General features: G+C 66.2%; 18 protein-coding genes. 10 read left to right on the top strand and 8 right to left on the bottom strand.

Annotated elements, in window-relative coordinates; all coding sequences use genetic code 11:
* Positions 1 to 203 precede the first annotated feature (203 nt).
* Positions 204 to 1,274, bottom strand: coding sequence for an AraC family transcriptional regulator ligand-binding domain-containing protein (locus CCR84_RS09120; protein WP_201211535.1), 1,071 nt, complete (start codon positions 1,272 to 1,274; stop codon positions 204 to 206).
* 193 nt (positions 1,275 to 1,467) lie between these two features.
* On the opposite strand from CCR84_RS09120, the gene CCR84_RS09115 reads away from it, so the two are divergent.
* The 6 genes from CCR84_RS09115 (at position 1,468) to CCR84_RS09090 (ending at position 6,634) form a co-directional block, all read left to right on the top strand.
* Positions 1,468 to 2,232 (top strand): 3-hydroxyacyl-CoA dehydrogenase, encoded by a 765-nt coding sequence (locus CCR84_RS09115; RefSeq protein WP_201211533.1) that lies wholly within the window; start codon positions 1,468 to 1,470, stop codon positions 2,230 to 2,232.
* A 65-nt stretch (positions 2,233 to 2,297) separates the two neighbouring features.
* Positions 2,298 to 3,485 carry an acetyl-CoA C-acetyltransferase gene (locus CCR84_RS09110; RefSeq protein WP_201211531.1) on the top strand — a complete coding sequence of 396 codons (1,188 nt, stop codon included), beginning with the start codon at positions 2,298 to 2,300 and terminating at the stop codon, positions 3,483 to 3,485.
* Position 3,486: 1 nt separating this feature from the next.
* Positions 3,487 to 4,632, top strand: coding sequence for an acyl-CoA dehydrogenase family protein (locus CCR84_RS09105; RefSeq protein WP_201211529.1), 1,146 nt, complete (start codon positions 3,487 to 3,489; stop codon positions 4,630 to 4,632).
* Between the two features lie 45 nt (positions 4,633 to 4,677).
* Entirely contained in the window at positions 4,678 to 5,823 is a 1,146-nt protein-coding gene (locus tag CCR84_RS09100; RefSeq protein ID WP_201211527.1) for a CaiB/BaiF CoA transferase family protein, read from the top strand.
* Positions 5,756 to 6,373, top strand: a complete 618-nt coding sequence (locus CCR84_RS16905; protein ID WP_420825389.1) for a PIN domain-containing protein — start codon at positions 5,756 to 5,758, stop codon at positions 6,371 to 6,373. The genes CCR84_RS09100 and CCR84_RS16905 overlap by 68 nt, the downstream gene beginning before the upstream one ends.
* A gap of 9 nt (positions 6,374 to 6,382) precedes the next feature.
* On the top strand, positions 6,383 to 6,634 hold the full coding sequence (locus tag CCR84_RS09090; RefSeq protein WP_201211523.1) for a hypothetical protein: 252 nt from the start codon (positions 6,383 to 6,385) through the stop codon (positions 6,632 to 6,634).
* A gap of 178 nt (positions 6,635 to 6,812) precedes the next feature.
* On the opposite strand, the gene CCR84_RS09085 is transcribed toward CCR84_RS09090, so the two are convergent.
* The gene (locus tag CCR84_RS09085; protein WP_201211521.1) at positions 6,813 to 8,327 is read right to left on the bottom strand and encodes an acetyl-CoA hydrolase/transferase family protein; all 1,515 of its coding nucleotides are present in this window, start codon (positions 8,325 to 8,327) and stop codon (positions 6,813 to 6,815) included.
* A gap of 227 nt (positions 8,328 to 8,554) precedes the next feature.
* Between CCR84_RS09085 and CCR84_RS09080 the strand changes: the two genes are divergently transcribed.
* From CCR84_RS09080 to CCR84_RS09070, 3 genes are all read left to right on the top strand, one after another.
* Positions 8,555 to 8,788: a PP0621 family protein gene (locus CCR84_RS09080; protein ID WP_201211519.1), complete on the top strand. Its 234-nt coding sequence runs from the start codon at positions 8,555 to 8,557 to the stop codon at positions 8,786 to 8,788.
* Positions 8,789 to 9,023: 235 nt separating this feature from the next.
* Entirely contained in the window at positions 9,024 to 9,569 is a 546-nt protein-coding gene (gene ampD, locus CCR84_RS09075) for a 1,6-anhydro-N-acetylmuramyl-L-alanine amidase AmpD (protein WP_201211578.1), read from the top strand.
* Positions 9,570 to 9,742: 173 nt separating this feature from the next.
* Entirely contained in the window at positions 9,743 to 10,564 is an 822-nt protein-coding gene (locus tag CCR84_RS09070) for a hypothetical protein (RefSeq protein ID WP_201211517.1), read from the top strand.
* A 137-nt stretch (positions 10,565 to 10,701) separates the two neighbouring features.
* Here the strand turns inward: CCR84_RS09070 and CCR84_RS09065 are convergent, their stop codons facing one another.
* The 6 genes from CCR84_RS09065 to CCR84_RS09040 all read right to left on the bottom strand — a co-directional run bounded on the left by CCR84_RS09065 (position 10,702) and on the right by CCR84_RS09040 (position 16,288).
* A complete protein-coding gene (locus CCR84_RS09065) occupies positions 10,702 to 11,439 on the bottom strand; it encodes an SDR family oxidoreductase (protein ID WP_201211515.1) in 738 nt (245 codons plus the stop codon).
* A 56-nt stretch (positions 11,440 to 11,495) separates the two neighbouring features.
* Complete coding sequence (locus CCR84_RS09060) at positions 11,496 to 12,803, bottom strand: FAD-binding oxidoreductase (RefSeq protein ID WP_201211513.1); 1,308 nt, start codon at positions 12,801 to 12,803, stop codon at positions 11,496 to 11,498.
* A gap of 245 nt (positions 12,804 to 13,048) precedes the next feature.
* Positions 13,049 to 14,017, bottom strand: coding sequence for a lysylphosphatidylglycerol synthase transmembrane domain-containing protein (locus CCR84_RS09055; protein ID WP_201211511.1), 969 nt, complete (start codon positions 14,015 to 14,017; stop codon positions 13,049 to 13,051).
* 11 nt (positions 14,018 to 14,028) lie between these two features.
* Complete coding sequence (gene mnmA / locus CCR84_RS09050) at positions 14,029 to 15,162, bottom strand: tRNA 2-thiouridine(34) synthase MnmA (RefSeq protein ID WP_201211510.1); 1,134 nt, start codon at positions 15,160 to 15,162, stop codon at positions 14,029 to 14,031.
* Positions 15,140 to 15,781: a hypothetical protein gene (locus tag CCR84_RS09045; RefSeq protein ID WP_242508631.1), complete on the bottom strand. Its 642-nt coding sequence runs from the start codon at positions 15,779 to 15,781 to the stop codon at positions 15,140 to 15,142. Before CCR84_RS09045 ends, mnmA begins: the two co-directional genes overlap by 23 nt.
* Before the next feature lie 54 nt (positions 15,782 to 15,835).
* Positions 15,836 to 16,288, bottom strand: coding sequence for an NUDIX hydrolase (locus CCR84_RS09040; protein ID WP_201211508.1), 453 nt, complete (start codon positions 16,286 to 16,288; stop codon positions 15,836 to 15,838).
* Positions 16,289 to 16,393: 105 nt separating this feature from the next.
* Between CCR84_RS09040 and CCR84_RS09035 the strand changes: the two genes are divergently transcribed.
* Positions 16,394 to 17,314: a branched-chain amino acid transaminase gene (locus CCR84_RS09035; RefSeq protein ID WP_201211507.1), complete on the top strand. Its 921-nt coding sequence runs from the start codon at positions 16,394 to 16,396 to the stop codon at positions 17,312 to 17,314.
* Positions 17,315 to 17,321: the final 7 nt, after the last annotated feature.

Below are 17,321 nucleotides of genomic sequence, written 5' to 3'. Positions count from 1 at the left end.
GCAATCCAGTTCGTTCTTCCATTACAGAAGCCAGCCCTACGCACTGGATCGCCACGCCCTGCGGGCTCGCGATGACGGTTACGGTCTCAGCACCTCTCCATGCACTTCTGGAAGACGTCTATTCCGGGGAGGCGGATCACGCATAGGATGACGGGCTGCTGATCCGGGGCTGCGCCCTTGCTCGATCCCTTCGCAGTTTCACGCTAATGAACTGCAGCTTGAGCCGGCCCAGCCGGCAGGCGCCGGTATTCGCCCGGACGTGAACCCGTCCATTTCCTGAAGGCGCGGTGGAAGGCGCTCGCTTCGGCGAAGCCGAGCTCGGCGGCGATGTCCATGATGCTCTTCTCGGAGTCGCTGAGCAGCGAGATGGCGAGGTCGCGGCGCAGGTCGTCGAGGATGCCGCGGTAGGAACTGCCTTCGTCCTCGAGCCGCCGGCGCAGGGTCGAGGGCGAGTGGTTGAGCTGTCGCGCCAGCGTCTCGAAGTCGGGCCAGGCGGCGGGTGTGCTGGCGCGCAGGTGGCGGCGCACGCGGGCGGTCAGGCTGGCGCTGTTCTTGTACTTGACGAGGAAATTGGCCGGCGCCGAGCGCAGGAATTCCTTCATGCTGCGCTCGTTCTGGATGTTCGGCAGGTCGAGGTACTCGGCGGCGAAGGCGATGCCCGACTTGGGCTGGTCGAAATTCAGGTTCGACGAGAAGAGACCGCGCCACTCGTCGCTGAACCGGGGCTCGGGACAGCGGAAATCGGCAGCCAGGAGCGGGATCCGGCGCCCGACCAGCCAGCAGGCGAGCCCGTGCAGCATCAGCAGCAGCGTGCCGTAGGCGAATGCGCGCCGCGGCGCCGGGGGCTTGCCCGCCGCCCTTTCGTCGGGGCGCGGCAGGTCGTCGATGACGATGCGTGCCAGCCCGCCTTCGCGCACCAGGCGCCCCTCCATGTCGTCGAGGACCACGCGGAAGAAGCGCAGGCCGCGCAGCAGCGCGCGTTCGAGCGTGTCGCTCTTGATCAGCGAGTGGCAGAGCAGGGTGTAGCTGCCGACCTTCATGCGGTGGCTGTCCATGCCGAAGAACTCGTCGTCGAGCGTGCGCGCGATCAGGTGCCAGAGTTTGCCGAACTGGGTCGAGGAGACGCGCGCCTGCGGCGCGTTGAGGAGTTCCGGCGAGATTCCCGATGCGCGCAGCAGTTCGTCGCCGTCGAGCCCGCGCTCGCGGATGCAGTGCAGGGCTTCGCTGACGAAACAGATCGAGATCGTTCCGCGGTAGTTGCCGTCGATGTGCACAGAGCGAATGAGTTGAACGATCGTGAAAAAGTCAATGACAAATTCTACCACTCAGTTTGAGCGCTTCCGGCATGGAGCCGGCGTCCGCGTCTGCCTAAGCTAGCCGGCTGATTCGAGCGCCGTGGGCGGGGCAGGGTGCCCCGCCGGGAGACGCGCTTCGACCACGCGGATCACTCGAGAGGAGCGAAACTTCATGCAGATCAAGGGCAACGTATTCGTCGTGACGGGCGGTGGTTCGGGGCTGGGGGCTGCCACCGCGCGCATGATCGTCGCTGCCGGCGGCAAGGTCGTGCTCGCCGACGTCAACGCCGCCGCAGGTTCGGCGCTGGCGGCCGAACTCGGCGAGAACGCGCGTTTCGTCGCCACCGACGTGGCCAACGAGGAGAGCGCCAGGGGCGCCTTCGCCGCGGCACAGGAACTGGGTACCTTGCGCGGGCTGGTGAACTGTGCCGGCATCGCGCCGGCGGAGAAGGTGGTCGGCCGGGAAGGCGCGCACCGCCTCGACAGCTTCGCGCGCGTGATCAACATCAACCTCGTCGGCAGCTTCAACATGATCCGCCTGGCTGCCGAGATCATGAGCAAGTCGGAGCCGGACGAGAAGGGCGAGCGCGGCGTCATCGTCAATACCGCATCGGTTGCCGCCTTCGACGGCCAGCTCGGGCAGGCCGCCTACGCCGCGTCGAAGGGCGGCATCGTCGCGATGACGCTGCCGATCGCGCGCGAACTGGCGCGCTCCGGGATCCGCGTCATGACCATCGCCCCCGGCATCATGGAGACGCCGATGCTGACGGCGATGCCAGCGGACGTGCAGGAGTCGCTCGGCAAGATGGTTCCCTTCCCCTCGCGCATGGGCAAGCCGGCCGAATTCGCGGTGCTGGTCGAGCACATCTTCAGCAATCAGTACCTCAACGGTGAGGTGATCCGCTTCGACGGTGCCATCCGCATGGCGGCCAAGTAGTCGATTGCCGCATCTTCCAGCATCTCCCGTATTCGCCAACTTCGTTATCGGACAAGGAGTCTTTCATGTCGCACGCAGACCCGATCGTCATCGTTTCCGCTGCCCGCACGCCGATGGGCGGCTTCCAGGGTGATTTCAACAGCCTTTCCGCGCCGCAACTCGGCGCGGTCGCGATCCGCGCCGCCGTCGAGCGCGCTGGGATCGCGCCGGAACTGGTCGAGGAAGTCGTCTTCGGCAACGTGCTGCAGGCCGGAATCGGCCAGGCACCCGGACGTCAGGCGGCACTCGGCGCCGGCCTGCCGCTGTCGGCCGGCTGTACGACGATCAACAAGATGTGCGGCTCGGCACTGAAGGCCGTGATGCAGGTGCACGACGGCATCGTCGCCGGCGCTTTCGAGGTCGGCGTCGCCGGCGGTCAGGAGTCGATGAGCGGCGCGCCCTACCTGCTGCCGAAGGCGCGCGGCGGCTACCGTCTCGGCCACGGCCAGGTTTTCGACCACATGTTCCTCGACGGGCTCGAGGATGCCTACCAGAAGGGCCGCCTGATGGGCACCTTCGCCGAGGAATGCGCCGAGTCCTACGGCTTCACGCGCCAGGCGCAGGACGAGTTCGCGATCCGCTCGACGACGCGCGCGCAAAAGGCGATCAACGAGGGCCTGTTCGCCTGGGAAATCGCTCCGGTGACGGTCTCCGGGCGCAAGGGCGACGTGCTCGTCGAGCGCGACGAGCAGCCGCTGAAGGCGCAGATCGACAAGATCCCGGGACTGAAGCCTGCGTTCAGGAAGGACGGCACCGTCACCCCGGCCAACTCGTCGTCGATCTCCGACGGCGCGGCTGCCGTCGTCCTGATGAAGGCCTCGAAGGCCAACGCGCTCGGCCTCAAGCCGCTCGCGAAGATCGTCGGCCACACGACGCATGCGCAGGAGCCGAACCTGTTCACCACCGCGCCGGTGTTCGCGATGGAGAAGCTTCTCAAGAAGACCGGCTGGAGCGTCGCCGACGTCGATTTCTGGGAAATCAACGAGGCCTTCGCCGTCGTCACCATGGCCGCGATCCACGACCTCAAGCTCGATGTCGACAAGGTCAACGTCCATGGCGGCGCCTGCGCGCTCGGCCACCCGATCGGCGCTTCCGGCGCGCGCATCCTGGTGACGCTGCTCGGCGCGCTCCGGCAGTACGGCAAGAAGAAGGGCGTCGCCTCGCTGTGCATCGGCGGCGGCGAGGCAGTTGCCGTCGGCGTGGAGATGCTCTGACATGATCCTCACCCAGGAACAGGAAATGATCCGCGACTCGCTGCGCGCCTTCGCGCAGGAGCGCCTGGCGCCGAGCGCCGGCGAGCGCGACCGCACGCACGAATTCCCGCTCGCGCTCCTGCGCGAACTCGGCCAGCTCGGCGCGCTCGGCATGGTCGTCCCCGAGGAATGGGGCGGCGCCGGCCTCGACTACGTGTCGCTGGCGCTGGCGCTCGAAGAGATCGCCGCCGGCGACGGCGCCATCTCGACCATCGTCAGCGTGCAGAACTCGCTGCCCTGCGGGATCGTGCACAAGTACGGCACGCAGGAGCAGAAGGCAACCTGGCTGCCGGGACTCGCGCGCGGCGAGAAGTTGGGCTGCTTCTGCCTGACCGAGCCGCACACGGGTTCCGACGCGTCGGCGATCACCACGCGCGCCGACCGGGTGCAGGACGAGGCGGGCGAGGGCTACGTGCTCAATGGCGTCAAGCAGTTCATCACCACCGGCAAGCACGCCGACGTCGCCATCGTCTTCGCGGTCACCGACAAGGCGGCCGGCAAGAAGGGGATCTCCTGCTTCCTGGTGCCGACCAGCACGCCCGGCTACATCGTCGCGCGCGTCGAGGACAAGATGGGCCAGCACTGCTCGGACACGGCGACGATCATCTTCGAGAACTGTCGCGTTCCCGCGTCGGCGCTGCTCGGCAAGCCGGGCGACGGCTACCGCATCGCGCTCGCCAACCTCGAAGCCGGCCGCATCGGCATCGCCGCGCAGGCGGTGGGAATGGCGCGTGCGGCGCTCGACGCCGCGGTGAAGTACGCCAGGGAACGCGAGACCTTCGGCAAGCCGATCATCGAGCACCAGGCGGTGAACTTCCGTCTCGCCGACATGGCGACGCAGGTCGAGGCCGCGCGCCAGCTGGTCCTGCACGCCGCCTCCCTGCGCGACGCCGGCAGGCCCTGCCTGGTCGAAGCGTCGATGGCCAAGATGTTCTCGTCCGAGATCGCCGAGAAGGTCTGCTCCGACGCGATCCAGATCCACGGCGGCTACGGCTACGTCTCCGACTTCCCGGTCGAGCGCATCTATCGCGACGTCCGCGTCTGCCAGATCTACGAAGGCGCCAACGACATCCAGCGCCTGGTCATCGGCCGTACGCTGGCGACTTAAAAATATAGGGACAGTTTGTTGCAAACTGTCCTGTCGGGAGACGAGATGGGACCCCTGCACGGGATCAAGGTCGTCGAATTCGCCGCGCTCGGTCCGGCACCGATGGCGGCGATGCTGCTCGCCGACCTCGGCGCCGAGGTGCTGCGCATCGAGCGCAAGCCCTCGGCCGGCGGCAGGCCGAGCGCCGATCTGTTCGACCCGAAGATCGACATCCTCAACCGCTCTCGCCGGGTGATCGCGCTCGACCTCAAAAAACCCGAGGGAATCGCCGCCGCGCTGCAACTGATCGCTTCCGCCGACGCGCTGATCGAGGGCTTCCGGCCTGGCGTGATGGAGCGCCTCGGGCTCGGGCCGGAGCCCTGCCTTGAGCGCAACCCGCGTCTCGTCTATGGCCGGATGACCGGCTGGGGCCAGAGCGGGACGCTCACCCATGCCGCCGGCCACGACATCAACTACCTCTCGCTCTCGGGCGCCTTGCACGCGATCGGCGAGAAGGGCGGCAAGCCGGTGGTCCCGCTCAACCTCGTCGCCGACTGCGGCGGCGGCGCGCTGTTCCTCGCCTTCGGCGTGCTTGCGGCGCTGCTCGAAGCGAAGGGGTCGGGAAAGGGACAGGTCGTCGACGCCGCGATGACCGACGGCTGCGCGACGCTGATGACCATGATGTACACGCTGAAGGCGATGGGCGAATGGACGCAGCAGCGCGGCAGCAACCTGCTCGACGGCGGCGCGCATTTCTACGACACCTACCGCTGCGCCGACGGCAAATACATCTCGATCGGCCCGATCGAGTCGCAGTTCTACGCGCTGTTCCTGGAGAAGGCGGGGATCGAAGACCCCGACTTCAGGACGCAGTGGGACCGCCGCCAGTGGCCGATCCTCAAGGAAAAGCTCGCCGCGATCATCCTCGGCAAGACGCGCGACGAGTGGTGTGCGTTGATGGAGGGCAGCGACGCCTGCGTCGCACCGGTGCTCGACATGGACGAGGCAGCGCGCCACCCGCACAACGTCGCGCGAGGCACCTTCATCGACATCGACGGCGTCATCCAGCCAGCGCCGGCGCCGCGCTTTTCGCGCAGTGTTCCGGAGCGGCCGACATCGCCGCGGGCGGCGGGGCCGGCGCAGGATGTGCTCGGCGCGTGGGGGTTTTCCGCGGATGAGGTGGCAAGGCTGGAGGCTTGCGGGGCCGTCTGAGCGAAGTGTCGGGTTACGCTGCTACGCTGCGCCAACCCGACCTTGCTTGCTTCATCGAGCATTCTGCTCATCATTTGAGCTCGGTCATTCGCGAAGAGATATCGTTATTGATATCATTGAGCGTATGCGATACCTGCTCGACACCAACATTCTTGTAGCGGCCTTTCGATCCAGAACTGGAGCGAGCAACGCGATTGTCCGCTTGGGTTTGCTCGGCGTCCTGCCTTTGGTGACTCATCAGAAGCTCGTCTACGAGTACCGTGATGTCCTGAGCCGGCCTGAAATACTCGCTGACACGAATCTTTCCTTCCATGAGATCGAGATCGTCCTTGCGCAGTTGCTGATAAAAGCGACCGAGATCGATGTCCGCTACCTGTGGCGACCGAACCTGCCGGATGAAGGTGACAACTTTGTCCTTGAGATCGCGATAGCCGCGTGGCCCTGTACTATCGTCACCCACAAGATTAAAGATTTCGCGCGTGCGGAACTTCGTTTTCCGCAGGTTGCCGCAGTTACGCCCGGTCAGTTGATGCACTCGCTGCCCCACTAGGAGACAATCGTGAGCAAAAGCTCTTTTCCCCTTAGAATTCAGAGTGATGAGCGTGATCGCGGCAGGCGTCTGGCCGAAGAGCTGGGGGTCTCCGAGAACCGTCTTTATGCTGAACTGATACACGATGGATTGTTGATCCGTGAGCAGATGCTTTACATGACCAAACTACGCCAGCTTGCTGCGTCGACCACCACTGCAGATGCCATGGCTATTCTGGACAAGGCTGCTGATGACCTGCCTGGTCCGACGGATACCTACTGAGATCACGCTGCTGGCCGAATCCGGCGAGGGCGCTTTCGGTCACCCTGCTCACGCAGGGAAGGCAGGCACGGGGCTACTGCGAGCCGATCTGGGGTTTCCGCACCAAAAAAATGGAATGCCGCTCGTTAGAGTGGCATTCCCCATCCGCTGCACGGGAGAGCGTGCTCTCCCGTGACGATCAGCGCATGCTGCCCGTCTTCAGGTAGCGGCTGTGCCAGGACAGCGCCTCGTCGAGGATGTGCGGCGTCTGGCGGCCGGAGGCTTCGCGCAGGGCGCGCTCGTAGTAGTCCTGGAGCATCGGCTTGAAGTCGGGGTGCGAGCACTTCTCGATCACCTCGCGGGCGCGCTGCTTCGGCGACAGGCCGCGCAGGTCGGCCAGCCCCTGCTCGGTGACGATCACCTGCACGTCGTGCTCGGTGTGGTCGACGTGAGAAACCATCGGCACGATGCAGGAGATGGCACCGCCCTTGGCCACCGACGGGGTCATGAACATCGACAGGTAGGCGTTGCGTGCGAAGTCGCCCGAGCCGCCGATGCCGTTCATGATCGCGCTGCCCATGACGTGCGTCGAATTCACGTTGCCGTAGATGTCGGCCTCGATCATCCCGTTCATGGCGATGATGCCGAGGCGGCGGATGACTTCGGGGTGGTTGCTGATTTCCTGCGGGCGCAGCAGGATCTTCTGGCGGAAGTCGGCGAGGTGCGCGTTGAGGTCGGCGAGCGCGGTCGGCGAGAGCGAGAAGGCGGTCGCCGAGGCGAAGTCCATCTTGCCCGACTTGATCAGTTCGAGCATGCCGTCCTGCAGCACTTCCGTATAGGCGGTGAGGTGCTCGAACGGGCTGTCGGCGAGGCCGGCCATCACCGCGTTGGCGATGTTGCCGACGCCCGACTGCAGCGGCAGCAGGTTTGCCGGCAGGCGGCCCTTCTTCACCTCGTGTTCGAGGAACTCGATGATGTGGCCGGCGATTCGCTTGGAGTCGGCGTCGGGCGGCGTGAACGGCGTGTTGCGGTCGGGCGCGTTGGTCTCGACGACGGCGATGACCTTGCTCGGGTCGCAGCGGTAGTAGGCTTCGCCGATGCGGTCGCCGGGGCCGACGATCGGGATCGGCAGGCGGTTCGGCGGCAGCTGCGTGCCGTAGTAGATGTCGTGCATGCCCTCGAGCTGCAGGTTCTGCCAGGAATTGACCTCGAGGATGATCTTGTCGGCCTGGTCGAGCCAGGTCTTGTTGTTGCCGATCGACGAGCACGGGATCAGGCTGCCGTCCTCGCGGATGCCGGCGACTTCGACGACCGCGATGTCGAGCTTGCCGAGGTGGCCGAACCAGACGAACTGCGCGACGTGCGACAGGTGGATGTCGATGTATTCCATCTCGCCGGCGTTGATGCGCTTGCGGCAGGTCGGGTCGGACTGGTAGGGCAGGCGCATTTCGACGCCGTCGACCGACGCCAGCGCGCCGTCGAGTTCGGGCGCGGTCGAAGCGCCGGTCCACACGCCGATCCTGAACTTTTCACCGGCGGCGTTACGCTCGTTGATGTGGCGCGCGAGCGCGGCCGGGACCAGCTTCGGATAGCCCGAGCCGGTGAAGCCGCTCATGCCGACATTGACGCCGGAGGGGATCAGCGCAGCCGCTTCGTCGGCGGACATGATCTTGCTGCGCAGCGCTGGGTTGAGGACTCGGGATGCGGAAGACATTGCTTGATTTCCTTGCAAAAGAGTGGCGAAGTAGCGTTGTCGGAGCGGCGGCGCGCCGAAGGGCTGGTATTTTAAGACCCGCCCGCGCCGGCTTGCCAGCCAAAATTTCACATGATGAAAATCGGGTATGAAAAGTGCTCCAAGTTGTTGATCTTCAGTAAATTAGTTTTACTAAATGGACTGCCGATGCCGCTTCCGAACGGTCCCGGCAGGCGCGATGGAAGACCATGCTCAAATTCATTTTGCTTATCCTCCTGGCCGTGGGCGGGTGGTATTTCTGGCGCCGCCTGAGCGCACCGCGTACGCCTGCGCGCGCGCCGCAGGAGCGCCTGCCCGAGCGCATGGTGGCCTGTGCCTGGTGTGGCGTGAACGTCCCCGAGGGGGACGCCCTGCGCAGCGGCGAGCGCAATTACTGCTGCGCCGAACACCGGAACGCCGCAGAGAATAAAAGCGGGGATTAGGCCCTTCTGGGCCCTTTTTTATGCCTGAAAGTGGGATTGAAGTCGGTTCTATGGGCTTTTATTTGATTGGGTGTGGGAAGTTTTTGCGGGGTGGCCGGTGCTGAGCGGCGACGCTGCCGGCACGTCGGTCGTGGCAGACGAGCGCGCCGCCGTGAGCGAGCGGGGCTCGCTACTCGTGGGAGCGGCGGCAGCCGCGAATCCGTGCTCCGGGATACGGCGTGGCCGCGGCGCAGCACTGGCGCTCGACGATCAGGGCTGGGTGATCGGCGCGCGCCGGATCGAATCACCGAACTGCGACGAGCGGCCGCCCGGAGAAGCGATCCGCCTCGTCGTCATCCACGCGATCAGCCTGCCGCCGGGGCAGTTCGGCGGTGACGATGTCTTCCGCCTGTTCACCAACACGCTCGACCCCTCGGCGCACCCCTTCTTCGCCTGCATCGCCGGCCTGCGCGTTTCAGCCCATTTCCTGATCCGCCGCGACGGGCAACTGGTCCAGTTCGTCTCCGGCGACCGCCGCGCCTGGCACGCCGGTGTCTCCTGCTGGCGCGGGCGCGAGCGCTGCAACGACTTCTCGCTCGGGATCGAACTCGAAGGCGACGACTTCCACTCCTTCACCGCGGCCCAGTACCGCGTGCTGCGCCGGCTGATCGCGGGGCTGCGCACACGCTACCCGATCGAGGGGCTGGCCGCGCATTCCGACATCGCGCCCGGGCGCAAGACCGACCCCGGCCCGCATTTCGACTGGCACAAGTTGGCGCTCAACGGTACCCGAGTCCTTTGAGCCAATGCGCAGAGGAAATGGCTCGGGCCTTTTGCCGAGGCTGAGCCATGTCGGCATATGGCGATCGCTTCCCTTCTTGCCAAGCGCGAACTCGAATGGAATGCTGTTTCTGCTTGTGAGTTTTGTTTATCATGTGCGCGTATTGCGCTCATCTCCATGCGAAAGGCCTCGTGATGAAGAAAACTTCCGCCGTTCTGATCGCCGGCATCTCGTCCGCGCTATTCGGATGCGCTTCCCCCGTACCGGTTGCGGAAAACTTCCCGGTTTCCTATCAGAAGGTCGCAAGAACCGCGCATCACTGGGATGTGGTTGCCGGGGACGTCGTTGCCCAGACGACGGAAAAGATCAACGCCACGCCAGGCCTGCAGAACCGGACCATCCACCTGCCGCGCAAGCCCGATGCGAGTTCATTCGATGCAGCCATGCGCGACCTGATGATCACCCATCTGGTAAACCGCAACCTGCCGGTCAGCGTCTGCAACACGGGCGGAGACTGGCAATCAGGTGGGCAGGGAGACGCCGACCTCCAGGTTCAATACGAGGCCCGGGTCATCCAGCATCATGCAAGCATGAGGCACTACCGTCCGGGAGAACTGACTGCGCTGGGCGCGGGGGTGGCCGTGCTGCGCAATGCAGCTTTATCTGAGCTCAGCCGGGGCCAGGAAAACATTGCCCTGATGGGGGGCTTGGCGCTCGCGGATGTCATTGCCGGTACTGCGGCCTCGCCGACCAAGACGGAAATCCTCATCACGACCAGCATTGCAGAGAACAACCGGTACGTCTTCCGCCGCAGCGACATCTATTACGTGCCCGATGACGACGTCAATTTGTTCATCGAGAGCGCGGAACAGAGTTCCTCCTGCCCCGGAGAGCAGACCTCCTTGTCGGATGCCGCCAAAGTGAAAAACGAAAGGCTGAGGGCAGAAGAGAAACGCCGTGCCGATTTCAAACGGAACATGTGCCGTATAAACCAGCACTGGTGCGATCAAGGATAAGCCTGATTACAGTAACGGCGACAGAACACGCTCTTCGTCGTCTGCTGGACACTGTCGCTTGCTGGGTCAGTGGCTGAGCAATCACTTTCTCCGCAGGAATCTTCCGTCTGCTTGCGCAAGCAAGCTTCAAGCGGCCCTTACAGCGAAGTCTTCTTGAAGATGGCCTGGGGGATGTGGCGGATCACGAGCATGATGAAGCGCCAGAATCCCGGCAGGTAGACCTGGTCGCGGCGCTGGTCGACGGCCTTGACGATGCCGCGCGCGATGTCGTCGGGCTTGGCCCACAGCGCGCCCTTGCTGAAACTGGCGGTCATCGGCGTGTCGACGAAGCCGGGCTTGATGATCAGCGCCTGCGCACCGCTCTTCGCCAGCCGGTGGCGCATCCCCTGCATGAAGATGTCGACCATCCCCTTGGCCGCGCCATAGACGTAGTTACTGGCGCGGCCGCGGTCGCCGGCGACCGAGCCGATCACCGCGAGCACGCCGGAGTTCTGTGCCTCGAGCTGCGCGCCGATGCGCGTCGCCAGCGCGATCACCGAAGTGCCGTTCACCTCGATCGCCGCCAGCGTTTCCTCGACCGAGGCTTCGCAGGCCTTCTGCTCGGGCAGCGTCCCGTGCGCGATCAGCGCGACGTCGATCCGGCCGAGCGCCGCCTGCGCGGCGGCGAACATCGCGGCATGGGCGGCGAAGTCGGTCGCGTCCATCGCGAAACTACCGACGGCTGCCGCGCCGCGCACTGAGAGGTCGGCGGCGATCGCCTCGAGGCGCGCCGCGTCACGCGCAACGAGGAAGAGCGCGTCGCCGCGCGCAGCCCAGCGCCGGCAGGTGGCTTCGGCAATTGCCGAGGTGGCGCCAATGACGAGGATCTTCTGCATGAATCGTCTCCGAGTGGTAGCCGTTGCCGGGTGGGGCTTGCCGGCGCGGCGGAAGTCTAGTCGATGACGCGCCGCCAGAAGTTCGACGAGAACTTCGGGTCGACGAAGCGCGCGAATTCCTCGACCTTCGCGTAGCCGGCCCTGAACAGCGAGCGCGGCATGCGCGCGTCCTTGGCCGGATAGAGGCGGCCGCCGGCGGCGGCGACGATCGCGTCGAGGCGGGCGAACAGCGCTTCGGTTTCTTCGTCGCGATCGGGGAAGTCGAGTGCCAGCGTCGCCCCGGCCAGCGGGAACGAGAGCAGGCCGGGCGGGGTGTGCGCCTCGGGCGCGCCGAAGGTCTTCAGCACCGCGAGCAGCGAGCCCTGGCCGGAGGTCGAGATCGCCGCCAGCATCTCGTCGATCGCCGCTTCGGCGCCCTTCGGCACGACGCACTGGTACTGGTAGAAGCCGCGCCGGCCGTAGAGCCGGTTCCACTCGAGGATGCCGTCGAGCGGGTAGAAGTAGGGCAAGAGCGGCGAGCGCGCCCTGGCCGGCAGCGGCCGGTGGTAGTAGGCGGTGTTGAAGGCGCGCAGCGTCAGCGCGTTCAAGGGCGAGAACGGCGGCGTGAACGGCGCCTTGAGCGCTCGCCGCGCCTGGCTGGCAGCAGGCTCGGCGGTTCCGTCGCCGCCGACGTGGTCGCCGGCCATGAAGATGCCGCGCGGGCGTCTGGCCAGACAGTCGATCCAGGCCACCGCGTATTCGTGCTGCGCCTCGGCGGCCGCGTTGATCGCCCAGAACTCGTCGAGGCCCTCGAAGCGCGTGTTGCTGACGTCGAGGGCGTCGCTGCCGACGCGGCGGAGTTCGATCTCGGCCCAGGTGATCAGGCCGGTGAGCCCGAGTCCGCCGACGGTGGCGGCGAACCAGTTGGCGTTCTCGGTGGCCGAGCAGATGCGCCGGCTGCCGTCCGAGCGCAGCAACTCGAAGCGGCGGACGTGGTTGCCGAAGCTGCCGGCGCGGTGATGGTTCTTGCCATGCACGTCGTTGGCGATGGCGCCGCCGACGGTGACGAAGCGGGTTCCCGGCGTCACCGGCAGGAACCAGCCGCGCGGCAAGAAGAGCTCGATGATCTCGGCGAGCAGCACGCCAGCGTCGCAGACGAGCCGCGCGCGCGTCTCGTCGATCGGCGCGAAGTCGATGAAGCGGTCGCAGCCGCGCGTCAGCAGCAGAGTGCCGCCGCTGTTGAGGCAGGAGTCGCCGTAGCTGCGGCCGTTGCCGAAGGGCAGGAGCGTGCCCTCGACCTGCGGCAGTTCGGCCTGGCGGTCGCGGCGGACGATCTCCTGCGCCGCCGGCGCGTTCGGACGCAGTCCCCAGGAGTTCAGTGCCATGGGTGGCTCCCGTTTACGGCTGCCGCCGCTCCCTCCGGAATGGGCGCCGCGGCCGGGCTTGTGCTGGGGACTGCCGCGAGTGCATTCATACTTGAAACCTCTTCCCTGCCACGAAAAACACGAAACAAGGCATCGGGTTGTCGTCGTTCGGTGGATAACCCAAGCTCGTTTGCGCTCGCTGTTGAAGCACATGAATCATTTTTCGTGCATTTCGTGGCCAACTGTCTTTTCCAGATTCATGCGGGTCAGCGCTGCCGGGCGAGGAAGAGCGCGCCCAGGGCGACCGCGAACCACAAGGTCGCCAGCCGGCAGATCAGCGTCGCCGTGACCGCGCTCGCTTCGGGCAGGCCGTGCAGCGAGAGCAGGCCGATCATCACCGCCTCACTGCCGCCGAGACCGCCCGGCAGGAAGGAAAGGCCGCCGATGAGCATGGCGAAGGCGTAGATGAAGACGGCCTCGGCGAGCGGCAGCGGTGCGCCGAGCGCGTCGAGCAGCCACCAGAAGCCGATCCCCTCGGCGAGCCAGGCGACGACGCCGAGCCCGAGGCCCATCGCCATCGCCGGCAGGCTGAAGCAGCGGCGGAAGTGCAGCACGATCTCGCACAGGCGGACGACCAGGCTCGCCAAGCGGTGCGGGCTCGCCGCGGCACGGCGGTCGATCGCCGCGATCAGCCGGGTCGACTGCACGACGAGCAGGGCGACGACGACCAGCGCCAGTCCGGCGCCGACCGCGGGCCGCGCCGGCGGGTAGGACCACAGCCCGATCGAGGCGAGGACGACGATCGCCAGGAGGTCGCTGGCACGTTCGGCGAAGAAGGCGGCGAGGCTCGCCGCTGCCGGCACGCCGTGTGGCTTCAGCAAGGCCGAGCGCAGCGTCTCGCCGAGCTTGCCCGGTGTCGTCGTCAGCGCAAAACCGGCGAAGTAGGCCGACAGGTTGATCCGCCAGGGTACCGGCGCGTCGAGCAGGTCGAGGTAACGGCTCCAGCGCACGAAGCGCAGGAGGTAGTTGGCGAGCGAGAGCAGCAGCAGTCCGGCGAGCACCGCCGGGCCGACCGCCGCGACGCCGGCGACGACGTCGCGCCAGCCGGCCCAAAGCGAGAGCGCGAGGTAACCGAGCGCGGCGACGGCGACGCTGGCGAGCACCGCGCGCAACGGCAGGCGCCTGCGGCCGGCTTCGCCGTCCCCCGCAGCGGCGGTCTGGCGCCCTGCGCTCAAGGAGCGATCATTCAAACGATGACCCCGCCGCCGAGACAGACGCGGCTCTCGTAGATGACCGCCGACTGGCCCGGCGTCACCGCCCACTGCGGCTCGGCAAAGCCGAGCGTGCAGCGCGTGGCGTCGACCTGCTCGATGGTGCAGGGTGCGTCGGGCTGGCGGTAGCGCGTCTTCGCCGCATAGACCCAGGCCGGGTGCGGCGGCTCGCCGGCGACCCAGGACAGCTGCTCGACGGCGATCTCCTGCTTCTGCAGCGCCGGATGGTCGTGCCCCTGGACAACGTAGAGGATGTTCCTGGCGAGGTCCTTGCCGGCGACGAACCAGGCCTCGTGTTCGCCTGAGGCCGCGCCCTTGCCGTCGCGGCGGCCGCCGATGTGCAGGCCCTTGCGCTGGCCGATGGTGTGGTAGGTGAGCCCGTCGTGGTGGCCGAGGACGCGCTCGTCGTCGAGCGCGCGGATCTCTCCCGGCTGCGGCGGCAGGTAGCGCATCAGGAATTCCTTGAACGGCCGCTCGCCGATGAAGCAGATCCCGGTCGAGTCCTTCTTCACCGCGACGTGCAGCCCGGCTTCGGCGGCGATCCTGCGCACCTCGCGCTTGTAGAGGTCGGCGAGCGGGAAGAGCGTCTTCGCCAGCTGCTGCTGGTTCAAGCGATGCAGGAAGTAGCTCTGGTCCTTGGTGCCGTCCTCGGCCTTAAGCAACTGGTAGCGACCGGGGTGGGTCGGGTCGGGACGCACGCCGGCGTAGTGGCCGGTGGCGATCTTCTCGGCGCCGAGCTTCAGGGCGTGTTCGAGGAAGGCGCGGAACTTGATCTCCGAGTTGCAGAGGACGTCGGGGTTCGGCGTGCGCCCGGCCGCGTACTCGCGCAGGAATTCGGCGAAGACGCGTTCCTTGTACTCGGCAGCGAAATTGACCACCTCGACGTCGATGCCGATGCGGTCGGCGATGCTCATCACGTCGATCAGGTCCTGCCGCGTCGAGCAGTACTCCTCGTCGTCGTCGTCTTCCCAGTTCTTCATGAAGACGCCGACCACGTGCCAGCCGCGCTGCTTCAGGAGCAGTGCGGCAACCGAAGAATCGACGCCTCCGGACAGGCCGACGACAACCGTCCGGCCCCGACCTTCCTCAATATTCCCTGCGATCGTCATCGGGATCCTCTCCTGACTGCCAGTTGATCAGTGCCAGCACGGGCGCCGGCTGGCCGTTATCGACGAACCAGCTGTCGACGACCCAGCGTCGCGACAGCCTGTCCGTCGTCGCTTCGGCTTGCGCCGCGAAGCCGGTGGTTTCACCCGGCGCAATCTCCTCGATCTGCGCCGAAAAGTGGTCGAAGATGAGACCGCGCGTGCGCTTGACCGGATCGAGGACGCGGTGGAAGCGCAGCCAGCCTTGCTCCGCGAGCAGCCGCAGCAGGCCGGTCGTCGTCGTCGAGTGGTCGATGCAGTCCATTTTCCCATGGACGGCGTCATCGGCAAGGTTGCCGCCGCGGTCGGCGGCGATCGGCGAGCGCTCTCCCGCCCAGCCGAGCATCAGGCCGACAACGCGCCCGAGCAGCGCGCGCTCCTGCACGGCGTTGGTGGCGCTGTCGAGCAATTCGCGCACGCGCGCCATTTCGCCGTTGCTGAAGACGACTTCGCTCCGGCTCAGGCAGCCGTAGTTGTAGCAGATCTCGAGCGCGGCGCTCGCGCTGCCGCTCCCTGCGTGGGCCAGCGCCTCGCGGTCCTGCGGCGCAGCCACGGCGAACATCGGCAGGGCCAACAGCGGCAAGGCCAAGCGCCGCGGCCGCACGTGCCGCTTCGGGGCAGTTTGCAGCAGGCGCATCTAGGCCTGTGCGTAGTGCACGAGCAGGTCGAGCGGGTAACGCCGCCCGGCCAGCCAGTCCTCGACGCAGCGCAGGATCAGCGGGCTGCGGTGACGCTCGCTCGAGGCGCGGATCTCGTCGAGCGAGAGCCAGCGCGCGGCGATGATGCCCTCGTCGAGTTCGCGCTCGGGATCGCAGCCGGTGATTTCGCCGGCGAAGGCGAAGCGCAGGTAGGTGAGGTCCTTCACCGGGTGGCGCCAGTTGTAGATGCCGACCAGTGCCTGCGGCACGAAGTCGTAGCGGGTTTCCTCGCGCGTCTCGCGCACCACCGCGTCGAGCAGCGACTCGCCACATTCGAGGTGGCCGGCAGGCTGGTTGAAGCGGATCCCGTCGTCGGTCTCTTCCTCGACGAGCAGGAACTTGCCGTCGCGTTCGATCACTGCGGCGACGGTGACGTTGGGTTTCCAGATCATGCGGAGCGGTTTTCCTTGCGGGGTGGCGCCACATTTTACCGCCAACCGGCCCGGGAAATCGGCTAGAATTTCCGTTTTGATTTAGCTGCGAACGGAGAAAAAACGATGTCGATGTCGGATCGCGACGGGTTCATCTGGTACGACGGCGCATTGCGGCCGTGGCGTGAGGCGACCACCCACGTCCATACCCATACGCTGCACTACGGCATGGGGGTCTTTGAAGGCGTTCGCGCGTACAAGGCCGAAAAGGGCACCGCGATCTTCCGCCTCAACGAGCACACCGACCGTCTGCTCAACTCGGCCAAGATCTTCCAGATGAAGGTGCCGTTCGATCGCGAGACGCTCATCGAAGCGCAGAAGGAAGTCGTCCGTGCCAACAAGCTCGAATCCTGCTACATCCGTCCGCTCGTCTTCTTCGGTTCCGAGGCGCTCGGCATCGCCGCGACCTCGCTCTCGGTGCGTGTCTCGATCTCGGCCTGGCCGTGGGGCGCCTACCTCGGCGCCGAAGGCATGCAGCGCGGCATCCGCGTCAAGACCTCGTCCTACACGCGCCACCATGTCAATGTGAACATGTGCCGCGCCAAGTCGGTCGGCAGCTACCCGAACTCGATCCTCGCGCACCAGGAAGTCGCCGCCGATGGCTACGACGAGGCGCTGCTGCTCGACGTCGACGGCTACGTCGCCGAAGGTGCCGGTGAGAACATCTTCATCGTCAAGAAGGGCAAGCTGTACACGCCCGATCTCACCTCGTGTCTCGAAGGCATCACCCGCGACTCGATCCTGACGCTGGCGGCCGACCTCGGCATCGAGGTGATCCAGAAGCGCATCACGCGCGACGAGGTTTACTGCGCCGACGAAGCCTTCTTCACCGGCACCGCCGCCGAAGTCACGCCGATCCGTGAACTCGACAACCGCCAGATCGGTGCCGGTTGCCGCGGTCCGATCACCGAACGCCTGCAGACGCTGTTCTTCGACGTCGCGCACGGCCGCGTGCCCGGACACGAAGACTGGCTCGCCTACGTCTGATCCCCCG

Source organism: Rhodocyclus purpureus (assembly GCF_016653115.1).
Lineage (GTDB): Bacteria > Pseudomonadota > Gammaproteobacteria > Burkholderiales > Rhodocyclaceae > Rhodocyclus > Rhodocyclus purpureus.
This window is presented reverse-complemented; position numbering and strand designations above follow the sequence as displayed.